The organism is Methylocaldum szegediense, assembly GCF_949769195.1.
Classification (GTDB): Bacteria; Pseudomonadota; Gammaproteobacteria; order Methylococcales; family Methylococcaceae; genus Methylocaldum; species Methylocaldum szegediense.
In genome coordinates this window covers 4,603,700-4,617,192 of the sequence record NZ_OX458333.1, presented here as the reverse complement: position 1 = coordinate 4,617,192, position 13,493 = coordinate 4,603,700, and the positions used below count along the sequence as shown (strand labels likewise).

The following is a 13,493-nucleotide window of genomic DNA, read 5'->3' as shown; positions in this document are numbered from 1 at the left end:
CCGTCGCCTGTTCCGCCTCCGCCCCCTGGCCGAAGGCAAGCTCCAACGCTGTTACCCCTAGTGCCCCCTGTCATGAACTCCCTGAATTCGTGGCTGTCCTGCTGGCTCATCCAGCGATTCTTCCCCAGCCCTATCCGCAGTCCCATGTAAGCTCTATGCTAGGATCCTGACACTCACACAGCCCGATCAAGACGCCCCAAGACCAAATCTACACTAGGTCTAAACCTAAAACATCCCTGCAAGACACCTTAAAACTCAACGGCATTGCATACAGCTCAACTGTCTAGCCAACGCTTGTGATGCAATCGACCTAGCGGATACTTCACCCTCTCTGAGGTAGAGATTGAACAACCGTGCTTGCGTTAGTCGATCCCACCCGCAAGTGCCGGCGAAGCGTATCAATACAATATTTTTTTAAATATCCCATCAAATTTCCGATTACCGTGTGGCCATACATCTCAATGGTCCAGTGAACACGCATTTGCTTTGTCCATTCCAGCTTATGGGGCATCACGTCGCCTAAAAAGTCAAACTCGATAGCGCCCTCCGTGAAAGCTTGTTGAATTGCAGCGTCAACCACATAAGTACCCGGCGATATCTCTGCATATTGATCATCAAAAGATGTCTTCAATTGTCCCCAGCGCTTTTCAAATTCGTAACATAAGCTGTAGGCAATTGGCCGTTCACCCAAAAACAGAACGTTAGCTCGTAACATGCCCCGATCAGCGAGTTCCGGCAACAACAATTCGTAGTAGCGTTGCTCCATAGGCCTATGCGAAACCGCCATACCGGCAGCAACTTTTCGACTGGCTGATTCAATTGTCAGCATATGAGCAAGAAACTCACTGGTTTCCGACGCATCTTTAAACCACCGCATTTCCGCGCCGGTTTTTCCGATGTTGCGCGCCTTTCGACCCAAGCGGTACCTAAAGCTGGCACTCCGTTTTAGCAGAAAACTCTCCCAATCCGACGAGATCGGCAAATAAGGCGAGGAATCTCCACGAAGAAAACGTAAAATCCGCCCTTTAGCCTTGGCCAAATGCGTCAAAATTTCATACGTCCGGCCGTTGTCAACGACGTTCTTAATGCGTAATACATCCCACTTCGATAAACTCGCTTGTGACAACACTCTCCCTAGCGTCTCCACCTCGTCTCCGTCTATCAGCAAGTTCTGATGATACGAAACCAAATTTCCGGCGGGCTCGAGTACGCGTATCGGCACGCCGTACCAATGCTCGACCGAACTAAGGAATGGAATGATCGTCTTTAGTTTCTTCTTCTCCCATTCAACGTAAATTTTCAGCTGCTCAAGCTGATTACGAGCCTGAGCAACGCTCTTGATCCACCATGGAAATGCCGTCGGATCACCAGATTTCTCTCGTACAGCGCGTTCCCAATCATCGCCAATTTCCGAAATTGCATCCTCTAACTTAAACCAGCGATTCCTTACCGACATTCACATCCCCAAGGGTTCTTTTGGAAACGACTATTTAGTGCCACAATACAAACATCCTCAAAAAGCCAATGTTTCTAATGAAATTCTCCAGATCACAAACACAACGCGCTATGCTTCGAAAAAACGCTCATCGCCTAGTTTGCATCCTAGCACTTTCTGCCTTTTCCGAGGCCTCTTTTTCTGCCAGTGCACCTTGGGTTGGAGAAACCCTAAATAAGACCGTATGCCAAGGTAAAGGCCAAGGTTACGGCCCATTCGATTATACGAGCCCAACCGACCGAAAACATCTCGGGATAGTCGAACACTACCACTTCACATCCGATGTCGAGCACTTACGCAAGGGCGCTTCCGGCTCCATTGCGCTCGATCTAGACTATACGCTGCGAGCCTTCCCAAATCACCATAGAGCACTCAACGCCATGATGACGTTTCAGTTGCAAAAGCACATCTACAACCAACGTCATTCAGATATCCCCCCTCCTGAGTGCTATTTTCAGCGCGCTATTAACTTCGCTCCAAACGATGTCAATGTATACATACTTTACGGAATATACCTCCATAAACGTGGACTCAAAGAGCACGCCTTGGCTCAATACCAAAAGGCCTTAAAAATTAAGCCACAGGATCCCGAGCTCAATTACAACATAGGGTTACTCCTTGTTGAACTCAAACGCCCGGACGAGGCATTATCCCATGCTAAAATCGCCTACCAGAATGGCTATCCGCTTCCCGGCTTGAAAACCAAGCTCAAACATCTTGGAAAATGGACGGACTAGCTATCTTGCCAAACTCGTAGAGCCTGTTTTTCAATTATATCGGAGTTATGTGCCTGTATTTTTGTGGCGAAAGATCTTAATACTCGACCAATATAAACCAGCCCCGGTCATTACCATTACAATCGAGATACTCAACGATATAAGCGACATTAGCAGTACCGGCTCTTCCAGGAATCGCGGTCTCGAAATCAACTGAGGTTCATCCACAAATACAGCGAGCAATCGCCCAATCTGCGATGTTATCCATTTGCTTTCCCAGTTTATCGTTCTTGGCCACTGATAACTTTCCGTCCCTTTCTTGTAAAAGGCGACCTTGGACTTTTCACCTCTTTCCTCAACAAGGACTTGCAGTCTGTCAAGGAAAAGTTGATTATTTCTTCTAAGCTCATCCAACCCCAAAAACTGTCCATGTGATGTAGTATAAACGATGTCATAGACCGGATCCGCAACTGCCCTAAAGTCCGGTAATCGCACCTCAACTACGGTATGTGTCGGCTTTCCATTTTCCTCATCATATAGCATCACCAACGTATTCGGAATATCTAGCTGATACAACATCGACGCCAATAAGCGCGACTTATCAGCGCAATCCCCCCCTTTCTCCAGAACTTGAATTGGGGTCGGCCCGAGCTTTGAAAACAGAAAGTACTCTCTGTTCTTAGCGAAACCTTTATTACTATAAACCCAGTGAGTCAAACGGATTAGCCGCTCTCCCGGAGCATCGTCGAGCCCATCCGTAACATACTTCGCAATTTGCTTTATCGTCTCGGACTCCGAATGATATTTAAAATACAGAAGACCAAAGATTAAAAACCCGATAGCGCCAAGAACCGAAAAGCAAATTCCTGTCCATCGCACAACAAGTTGCATTACTCTTCGAACCGTCAGGTCGACGTTCATAGGCGATTAGTCAATAAAATTTCTTAATCCATGCCGCCTAGACAAGGTAAAATTCGAATCACCATAGTTATCTAATCGGCTTGACTACAAAACTACGCGGCTTAACCTGGGAAGTCGCAATTTTACTTGTTTCCTTTTCAGTAATCGACAAAGAATCCTCAACAATTTTCCTCAAGACTATGAGGACCATCACAACATTCCAATACAAATCGAAATATGCCAACCCTAGGAAAGCTCCTCCCGTTGCATATGCAACCAATGTCGCCTGAAGCATTCTAGCGAGCATATTAGCCCACTCTAATTCTTGAATTCCCTTTGTTTTCTTCATAACCCATGCAGCATTTCTAAAACTTAACCATCCAATCAACAGAAAGATCGCCAACCCGATGAAACCGTGCTCTCCCAGCATCTCGAAATAGATGCTATGCGCATCATGGACGTCTTCTGGGTTAGGGGCATAAAGTGCGAAGGTCAATGGCGACCAGTGGTTGAATCCTCCACCTGTTACTCGGTCGCAAGCCAGGTTAAAAGCGAGCGTCCACGCATTTATTCTTCCCATCGCCGAACTATCCTGCTGATAGGTTTTTACGGTAGCCATGCGCTCATGCCAACTTTCTGGCATAAAAAAGTATATTCCTACTGCCAGGATAGCACCTATGGTACCTGTTAAAACCTTTGAGCGACTACGCCACCAATACATTATTAGCATAGCCAGAGCCGCAACTAGAGCTCCTCGTGACTGTGAGCCCATCGCCGATACAGCCATCAACGCCATAACGACAAAAAGTCCAAGCTTTAGATGGATCGCTTTCGTTATACTGAGAAAATATCCGACGATCGGCAGCACCATTAGGGTAGCAAGAGCCAGTTCATTATTTCCTTCTATAAAAGATCCTTCGGGGCCCCATACCCTTAACTTTCCTCCAGTTAAGATAGTAAATATACCTCCCTTGACCCCATAATATGCCAACGACGCGGCAATAACTCCCAAAAGGGCATTTATTTTCTTACGATCTACTATAACCAAACCTGTAATCAGGTTCATAACCTGAATCTTGAGCGTTCGCTTATATTCCACGAAAGCACTATCAGGGAAAAAAGCGAAAAATGTCGTTATAGCCATCCACACCAACAACACGAAGATCCATACAATTATAGGAGATCGCGGAAACCTCTTTTCCTTATCAGCCAACGCTGCCGGTATAGTAACAAGTGCCGTCAACTGGGCAAATGGGAAATTGTAAGCAAACCCCCAAGCTAAACGATGAGGATTCATATAACTTATCCATGCCCATATCAGCACTCCGATATAGGACTTTTTCAATGTCCAAAAAAGTCCGACAATAACGACGGTCAGAATAACAATATCTCTCATATTACTAGTCGCCACCGCCTCCTGTGTAGATATACGCCCTCCAGCACCCAGCCGAGCATGGGCCAAAAGGATTTCTAGCAGATATTGCTCCGCATCTGCCGGCCGTGCGGTCGGCAATCAATAATCCGCCACAGCCCTCATTACACCATGACACCTAGAAATCCCCCTCATGAACAGAATATTGACCGCAGAATTATTAGTTGAAAGCAGTAGCGATTACTGAAGGGTCAATCACTATACCGTGAAACAACTCAGATCTCGAAAAGCACATCGTATTTCGGACCAAGTGCTCGATGCGAAAAATTTTTTCCGGCCCCTGCCTATCTTATCAATGACGTGCATGTTCGCCGAAATAGCTCCAGTATAGCTTGGCTCACCATCGGTGCAACCGGTGCGAATATCTCTGCAAGTTACCTACCTCTTGTTCGCAGATGTCCTCTTTGCGCGGCTCATACAGAAATGCCCAACCGATTGGCGATAAACTTCAACCAAGCGAATTCCCCACATCGGCTGATATTGAGTGAACACTGCTGCTCACACCAGCCGTCAACGCAAGGATTAAAAATTGAAACACCAATTGAACTCGGTATTCGAACTCCGCCCGATACCGCTTAGCCTATTTCTCAAATTTGAACACGTGAGAGGTACCGGAAAGGGCGTCTTCAGGTTGCTCAACTTTGCACCGCCATCACAACGGCGAATCTCTTTTCGGAGCAACGCTCCGGCTTCCCAGACGATTCACCGCTCAGGTAGGCACCATCGATTTCGACGCGCCCGGCCGGTTGACGATCCGCTTTTAGCTTCCTCATTATTTCGATCAACTTATACTTTATCAGGCATTTGGTACACTGATAAAATATTGGACTTTTCCTCCTTGCAATTGATTGCTCGAGATGGATTTCTACACACGGGCAAGAACGTCTTTATAGCACTTATAAATCGATTCCCCTACAGCCTCCCACGTATATGTTTTGGCTAGAGCACTCCTAACCTTACCATCGGAGCCTTGACGGAGTAGCGCCGAGATCGCATCGCGTATCGCCTGCTCATTGTTTGGGGGTACTTCTTTCACCATAGCTCCGAACCCCTCCAAGTTCATACAGTGATTCTCTGTCAAAACTACTGGGGTGCCTGCCGCTAAAGCTTCAAGAGCACTCAAAGGCATAACTTCCGACAAGCTAGGCAGGCAAAAAACACTCGCTGCGGCATAAAGTGAAGCCAATAGTGGAGCATCATAATCGAGCTTTCCAATATACGTCACGTGTTCATAAGCCAAAATTTTTTCTAAATAAGATTGTTGAAAAGGCAGACAATCTCCCACCAACACCAATTTCATTCCCGTGCTGGCTATCGCACGAGTCAAGGTCAGTTGATTCTTATATGGATTGATTGCCGCCACGTTTAGGATAAAAGGTTCTGACGCCTTTAACATTTCGATTGCTAAATTCGGAGACGCATTAAAAAAACGCTCCGGTATCCCATTCGGAATAACTCTTACCAGATCACCCGATATGCCGAATGCCTCAATAATACATTGACGCTCCGTTTCTCCAAGAGCAATTACACAATCCGAATTCCTTAAGCAAGATTCGATCATTCGATACTCAGTTTTGATGTTCCAATTCGTTGTCTTACCAACCAAACTCTCCAGTAGGCGCGCCCAGCGTCCCATGCCTCGAGTCCAATGTGGTTGGATTAACGGTGAAGTCACAACGGGTAGACCGAAGGCCTTCGCATATTCCGCGATGCGATGATTACCATTAATTGCAGAAAACAGGTGAACCAAATCAAAATCTGTCAGCTTTTGCGTGTTCGGGTTGATCAACTCCGCCTTTATCCCACGCCGTTGTAAAGCTGCAATCGTTTCGATTATCTGATTTTGAAGCCCCCCTTGCGTTTGAAATAGCATGGGATAAGAAAGGACGGCTACGCGCATCGTTTCTATTTCTCTACAATTTTGATATCAGATTTGTACAACTAAAAAATCTTATTATAAAAAAATCCACCATTCTTCTTTCCTAAATTTCATGCTAGTGATTAATTAGAGAATGACGTGATCGAGATTGTAGTGGTGGAGAAAGAGCCTTATTCAGGCTTCATGCATCTGGATCGATTTGGAAAAGACCAAGGTTTTTCAGGTATAGCGCGCCAGGCGTTGGCGTAAGCCCTTGCTCTAACGTTCGACCCGCCGATCTCCGGCCAGGCCGATGTTGATTCACAGGAGTCGTAGCACTATAGGGTTCCCCGCCAGCGGTGTAAACCTCGGCCTCACGATAGCAGGCCGGAACTCGATCCCCCCTTGGCGGGCCGTGGTTTCCGTGCGGTCGCCCAAAGCGTAGGCCACGATTCGGCGAGCGTGCGAAGAGAAGGCGATCCACAGCCACATCGGTGTGGCCTTTCGGCCAACATAGCTAAAGGCCTTGTCGCATTCAAGCACGGGTGGAACCCCACCCTCGCTTCTTCACAGATACGACAAGGCTCTTGCTTTTTCCGGCGTCCGGGGTTATGGAGCCGGTCCGTGTCTCTAGTGTTTTAGGCTTTGTTCACCCTGGACCATGCGCTCAAACCGCCGCCGCAATCGACACACCCGACCGCGTGAAACGCCGATTACGGCAGCGGTTTGCCGTAGAGTCAAGCCGAGTTCTAAGGGTAAGACCACCGCTTGCGCCATCTTCGACTCAGGACCGTTCCAGGCCGTCTCCAAAACGGCTTTCGTCTGCGCAATCTCCGTCCTTCCACTTACCGGTCTACCCATAGCCGTTCACATCTACACAAACAGCTCATATTGTGATCATTCTGACCGCGAAATGGAATCACTCAGTACAACACTGCTATCCGTGACTGCAAATACCGACTCTCCGCCAGTACGAAAACCTACAAGTCGTATCTAATTCTTACCTGCTTCTTATTCAGGACTAGCAAGATTATTTGGTGAAAGTCACCATTAGGAAAAAAAGATACCCGGCCATATGGGTCTCTAGGACCATATTATCTCCGAAACTTAAATACTTCGAATAGATCCATCTGTTTAACGTCCAATCAAAGCGGTTGGCACCTTATCATTCGGAATACCTAATCCCTTCCCAAGCTTGATACGCACTTCAGTGGACGGCGCGGAGCGATTCCCATCAACAAAATTGCGAACCACACACCTTATTTAATATCCCGAAAATGCCATAAATAATTGGGCAAAAAGTACTTTCTGAGCCATCCCCGACAGCGTAAAATCCTTCTTCGAATCAAAAATTTTTAAATTAGGTCGTTAAGCAAATGTGTTAATTAGGTTCTCGAAGAGAAGCTATCAACGCGCGATATCCACGGAATTTTAGCTTTATGCCGAGACCTGAATCTTAATCCTCCATTCGACGACGAAGCGTATTACGATATCAGCAAGCAACCCCTAGAGACAATAATATTTTCTTCGTTATAAAACAAGCAAACGGGAAACCTACACGGCCCATACCCGCTCTTAGAAAAATGGTGAGGATCGACTTTTCACTCTTTTAAGTCATCCGATTGCAGGAATAATTTTCTAACCGATCATCCTGCTTCAGAAATCAGGTAACCTCGACCAATCGTTCTTAATCTGTCGCCTTTAAAAATATCTGTCGTCAATTAACGTTACTTTGAACTATGAAATGCGTAATATGCTCGCTACCATGTTTTTCCAACCTTTTGTGGATGTAGGTTTAGAGCGAATTGATTGTATGGAACACGTCAACGCCCTGTTAAAGGAATGTGCTTTTCTATTTAAATAGCAAAGATCGGTAGATATGTTGAATATTTGGTTGCGCAATTTTTCTTTGTACTTAGCAAATTCTGGATCGGAGATAAGCTTTCGATAGGCCTTCAATCGCCATTCGAGTGTGATGGCAGGATCGGACGTAGTATTGTTTTTATGTTCCCTCTTAGCGAGTAATGGTTTTCCGATAAACCCATATTTACATTTTAATGCGAGACGTAAGAATAAATGTATGTCTTGTTGCATTAAAAGATCGGTATCAAATAGCCCAGCTCTGATAATGGACTCTTTCCGCGCCATTATCGTTCCTGTGGTAGCCGGGGCCTGTTGTAGGAATACCTCTATGGGTTTGTCAAAGACTATATATTTTTGTTCTGAGTAATATGAGGATTGCAAGAACGGATAATGATCTAATTTTGACTCGAAATAGGCTGCGGCATTATAATTCATGTTTTCGTCAAATTGTATAAAGTCACCTCCACACCACTCTATATCTTTATATTTATTAATTAAATCTACTCGATAACTGATGCTGTTCTCAAGTAATATATCATCTGCATCTAGGAACGCGATCCACTCCCCTGTCGAGTGAAGAATACCAGTATTGCGAGCTCCTGCCGATCCTTTTTTTTCTTGGTTCTTTATTAATTTAACTCTCGGTTCTGAGATTAGCTTTTTATATGCGTCATGAGTCTCAGAGTCATCACTGTCATCATCAACAACAATTATCTCTTGCAACTCAAAATCGCCACGCTGATTAAGTACAGACTGCACGGCTTCCAATAAGTAGCCTCCTGAACGGAAGCTGGGAATTATGACACTAATATTCATGATTGATTTTGCATCCTTCTTGTCGTAAAAGTATTGATATACTAAAAAACTAACAAACTTTGGGGACTAGTCACGACTAAAACTGTATTGATGGGCCCTAATATCAAAGTAGAAAAAGTTCACCTAATACTTTCCTGGCTCCCCATCTCTTCCACTGTTTGAACTACGCCATGAAATTTTCCGGATTCTAACCGTCTCCACAAACGATATCAGCGCCGATAGCCCCCGGCTAACTCGACTCCGCTTTAGTGTCTTGTAATCCTGGCTTGGATCAAAATCATAACGCAGGACTTGCCCCATCGCATGCAAGATCAAACTGAACGCTATTCATTATTATCTCACTTACATCGCAACACTTTATCCGCTCAGCTAGACGCAAACTGTTAGCAGCATGATTTTTTAAATAATATCTTGAGTGGGTTCTAAGAATAGTTCTCGACAGCTACGACCTGTTCTGTTTTATAAAGCTTCGGTCTCGATAATAGGTCTAGTCAGATCAGAGAATTTTACTCGCTTTTCCATAAACTTGAATTCAGATAGACCTAACTGGCGAGCCAAAAGGTGGCGAATACGTTGAATCTCTGTTTACTATGATCTAGATTATGTTGGTGTTTCCAATCATTCTCCGATTCTTTTCGGCGACATAATTCATAAGGAAGATTTTTCCTGACTCGCGATGAACTTCAGCCAAGCGAATTTGCCACTTGGGTCAATGTTGAGGGAACACCGCAGCGCGCCAGCCGTTCAAGCGAGGTTTTGAGATTGAAACGCCGATTGCAGCGGTATTGGAACTCGACCGGATACCGCTTAGCGTAATTGTCAGATTTGATCGCGTGATAGGCGCCGGAAAGGGCGATCTTCAGGTTGCTCAACAGCGTGTCGCCCCAATGAAACGCCGGGCACTGTGCCGACTGCCGCCCAGAGCCCAGGATCAGGCGTTGATGGCCAGCGACGACCTGGTGCAGCCTCCGAAATCCGTTCAGGCCATCGGTGAGAGCGTAGGTCGACGGGGCCAAGGCGCGTTGGGCCCAGTCCGCGAACACCCGCTGGGTGAACCATAGGGGATCGATGCGCACAAACAACGGACGTCCGTCGTCTGTGGTTTGCACTGCCCTTACAAAGGCGACCGTGTTTTCGGAGCCATGCTCCCGTTTCCCCGACCGTTCACCGCCTAAGTAAGCATCATCGATCCCGACCCGCACGGTCCGTTGCCGATCCGCTTCCCGCTCCGCCGTCCCCTGGATCATGCTTTGCCAGCCAGGCGGTGCGATAACACACCCCGAGATCGCACATCAATTCTAGGGCTGAGAAATTGATGTTGGCCTGGATCAAGAGATACAGGGCCAGAAACCAGGTGGTCAACACCAGGTTGGCCGCTTGGAAGATCGTTCCGCCGGTTAGCGTCGTTTGATTTCGGCAGTATCCACATCGCCAAGTAGCTTCACCCGGCTCGTTCGAACACCGTGTGCCGCGCGCCGCCACAGCCCAGGCAGCGGAAACCATCCGGCCAACTCAGGGCCTCCAGCACCACTTCACACTGCGCTTCACGGTCGCATTGCGTCAGAAACCCGGCCCACAGCAAACCCTTTTGAATTTGCGCCCGGTTTATAGGCATGTAACCCCTCTCTTGTGATCGATGCCCCTAGTCTAAGGACTCTAGTGGTCGACGACGCAGGCCTGTGCTGACCTTCATCGCTAATCAGGAGATTTTTCATACTTCTTTATTTTAGGATTTTACCGAGAGCCCATCCGGTTTTGATGTAATTGGCATCTGACCCATATGATTATTCCTGGCTTATTTTGTGCGTGTTATCCCTTTCAAGCAATGTGCAACCTTTTTCGGAATATACTTGTCTCTGTCGGAATTCAGGGAATTCCACTTGCCAGCGCCTTAGCATTTCCTGTTCATCAGGACGAAACGTATCATCAGCAATTATCAAACTGTTGACCGCCATCCGCTCTCTTAACCTGGGTAAGGCTGGATATCTGGCCAATGGTGCGATTGAGGATGGAGGACCATCGATAATTAGTATTTCAATAGCCTTTAAAGATTGAGGTATGACTTCTTCATCATACCAAGGAGTTGCTGTAACCTTGGTTACAAGTGGCGCATCTAATACTGTTGCCCAATCTGAGAGCCCGTATTGCGCCAGAAGCTTTCGCGTGGCATTCGAGTATTCTGGATCATGTTCAAGACTATATACATGGCCAATTCCGTTTATTTGCGCGCAACGAGCAGCAACAATTGTGGATACTCCAGAACTGCATTCCATAATAATTTTGGGCTTTCGAACCAAAATTTCATTAGCAACGTTGAGCAAAAAATCCGGAGACCCCGCCCATCCGCGCATTGGCGGAAGCGCTTCGGGTAATCCTAATTTTCGCTCCAATGCTAACAAAGCCTGTATTTGGTTGAAAAGAGAATCGGTTTCGCGCCTGATCTTTGCAAGATCACTTACGATCTGGTAAGACGCAAGATGTATCTTACGTACCTTATAAAAACATAGCGCCACTATTGAAAAGATAAATAGAAGCAGGGCAATTATTGATAGATTTAGGTATATGAATAAGGATTCCATGCAAATCTTCAGGCTGAAAACGGATTTTTAGCTGCAGTTTTCTGAAATGAAAGAGCTGCAGTCAATGGGTGTTTGAAAAGGAATAATGCAATTAGCCACATGAATCCAGTTAAACACCCAAGGCTAAATAAATGCCAAAAATTGGCCAATTGAAACCCCTTGTTAGTTAAGTAATAATCTAAACCAGCGGGCAATGCCAGACAGAAGGTAGTTATTTTAGCGCTTAACCAAAGTTCTTTTAATAAGCTTTTAAAGTTATTTCGAATACATTTGGCTTTAAAATAATAAAACAACGGAACAGCCAAAGAAAAAGCAATTAGAAACCCGATTGCACAAGCCCAAACCGTTTTATAAAAAATTGCTGCGCTGATAATTAGGCCCGCGCGAACCGGTTGAAGTATTAATTCCATTCTTGTGGTAATCGCTACCCGTCCGGTAGCTAAGACCACACTGGGAATCAAAGTAAATGTAGACGCAATAGCGCCGGCCAAAGAAAATATAGGCACTAGCTCAGCTGCGGCATCCCATTGCGGGCCAAACATCACTCGTAATATCTCAAGTGGATAAAGTGCAATGAATCCGTAAAACGGCCAAGCCACCGCAGTTACCGCGGCGACACTCTTAATGTAGCGTTCTTCCAGATTCTCCCCTTCTCGATAAGCTTTGGCGAAAGCCGGAAAAGCTACGTTGCGGATGGCAAGCATTGTGTCGCGATGAAATAGGTTCATCAGTCCTTGTGCTCGGCTCATTATAGCCACCGAGGTGAAATCCATCACTTTTCCGACAACGAGATCGTTAATATCCATCGCTATAGAGGTGACTATTGCGGCCAAGCTGCTTTGCCCGCCGAACCTGGCGATGCTCCGCCACTCTGAAAAACCCGGCAGCAACATTTTATGAGCCTTACGCGCCAGCCAGGAAGTTATGCCTATCGAAACATTCGATGCGATGGCACCAAAAGCAGGGCTTTCGGCACCATGGCCGGTCAAAGCAGAGTATATTGTTACAATGAAGCCGACAACACCACCGGTCAAATTAACGAACATTAGACGACCGAACTGCATTTCCCTGCGTAGCAATGACACAGAAATGGAGCAGAACGGTAGGAGCAGAAAGTTCAACGAAATGAGCTTAATAAGCTCGCTCATATCCTCATTATTGTAAAACCGGCTTATATGTGGCGCCCCTATGTGAAATATTCCAAAAAGCCCGAAACCAATGGTCAGAGATATCCCAAAAGCAGTTCTAATATGCGCCTCAGTGAGATTTTTTTCCTGTATCAGGTAACTCCCGATACCAAAATCACGAACTACCTGGCCGATACTGATGATGGCCAACGAAACCGAGTAAAGGCCAATTTCGGCGGGTGTTAATAGACGCGCGACCAGAATATTGGAAACCAGAGCTAATGCTACCAAGCCATAGCGTTCGACGAACGAGATGATGAGTGCTCGGCGAATAACAGTCATGGGAAAGAGATCTGTTTAAGCAGTGCCGACAGTTGTCCTGTCAGGTTGGGACGATCAGAGGCTGCCACGATTTCTATTAGTACTAATCGAGTTCTACTCCGCATTCGATCTAGGAAGTGCCGCAGAGTCTCGACAACTCCGTCTGCGTTTTCAAGGCGGGCAATGGTCTCGATGCCCGTATGATGCAAGCCACAAGCCGTATCGTAGTGCCGGTCGGCCGATCCCCAATAGTCGACGGCCGATTCGCAGGTATTCATTAAATAAAGTTCCACTCATTAATCTTCGAGGCACGCAAGCGAGCGCCGGTTTTTAATCATAACGCTTTCTCCGCTAAATTGATCAGCATACCATCACCTGTTACGATC

Annotated in this window: 10 protein-coding genes and 1 pseudogene; 1 reads left to right on the top strand and 10 read right to left on the bottom strand. The window is 46.3% G+C overall.

All coding sequences use genetic code 11. From position 1 onward, the window contains the following. Positions 1–322 precede the first annotated feature (322 nt). Entirely contained in the window at positions 323–1,456 is a 1,134-nt protein-coding gene (locus QEN43_RS20335) for a GNAT family N-acetyltransferase (protein ID WP_026610058.1), read from the bottom strand. Positions 1,457–1,533: 77 nt separating this feature from the next. Here QEN43_RS20335 and QEN43_RS20330 point away from each other — a divergent pair, with 77 nt between their 5' ends. Beyond that, entirely contained in the window at positions 1,534–2,232 is a 699-nt protein-coding gene (locus tag QEN43_RS20330) for a tetratricopeptide repeat protein (RefSeq protein ID WP_162144283.1), read from the top strand. Between the two features lie 45 nt (positions 2,233–2,277). On the opposite strand, the gene QEN43_RS20325 is transcribed toward QEN43_RS20330, so the two are convergent. From QEN43_RS20325 to QEN43_RS20295, 9 genes and pseudogenes are all read right to left on the bottom strand, one after another. Beyond that, positions 2,278–3,132: a transglutaminase-like domain-containing protein gene (locus tag QEN43_RS20325; RefSeq protein ID WP_036268146.1), complete on the bottom strand. Its 855-nt coding sequence runs from the start codon at positions 3,130–3,132 to the stop codon at positions 2,278–2,280. 67 nt (positions 3,133–3,199) lie between these two features. Further along, positions 3,200–4,624: a putative O-glycosylation ligase, exosortase A system-associated gene (locus tag QEN43_RS20320; RefSeq protein WP_051331580.1), complete on the bottom strand. Its 1,425-nt coding sequence runs from the start codon at positions 4,622–4,624 to the stop codon at positions 3,200–3,202. A gap of 784 nt (positions 4,625–5,408) precedes the next feature. After that, positions 5,409–6,443 (bottom strand): glycosyltransferase family 4 protein, encoded by a 1,035-nt coding sequence (locus tag QEN43_RS20315; RefSeq protein ID WP_026610056.1) that lies wholly within the window; start codon positions 6,441–6,443, stop codon positions 5,409–5,411. 279 nt (positions 6,444–6,722) lie between these two features. Beyond that, complete coding sequence (locus QEN43_RS21875; protein WP_084161831.1) at positions 6,723–6,944, bottom strand: IS1 family transposase; 222 nt, start codon at positions 6,942–6,944, stop codon at positions 6,723–6,725. A gap of 87 nt (positions 6,945–7,031) precedes the next feature. Next, the gene (locus tag QEN43_RS21870) at positions 7,032–7,178 is read right to left on the bottom strand and encodes a helix-turn-helix domain-containing protein (RefSeq protein WP_396662824.1); all 147 of its coding nucleotides are present in this window, start codon (positions 7,176–7,178) and stop codon (positions 7,032–7,034) included. Positions 7,179–8,138: 960 nt separating this feature from the next. Then, positions 8,139–9,080, bottom strand: coding sequence for a glycosyltransferase family 2 protein (locus tag QEN43_RS20310; RefSeq protein ID WP_317963550.1), 942 nt, complete (start codon positions 9,078–9,080; stop codon positions 8,139–8,141). Positions 9,081–9,753: 673 nt separating this feature from the next. Further along, positions 9,754–10,695, bottom strand: a pseudogene (locus tag QEN43_RS20305) (IS1595 family transposase); the annotation flags it as partial. Between the two features lie 169 nt (positions 10,696–10,864). Then, entirely contained in the window at positions 10,865–11,659 is a 795-nt protein-coding gene (locus QEN43_RS20300; protein ID WP_051331576.1) for a class I SAM-dependent methyltransferase, read from the bottom strand. Between the two features lie 8 nt (positions 11,660–11,667). Then, the gene (locus QEN43_RS20295) at positions 11,668–13,128 is read right to left on the bottom strand and encodes a lipopolysaccharide biosynthesis protein (RefSeq protein WP_026610054.1); all 1,461 of its coding nucleotides are present in this window, start codon (positions 13,126–13,128) and stop codon (positions 11,668–11,670) included. Between the last annotated feature and the right edge of the window lie 365 nt (positions 13,129–13,493).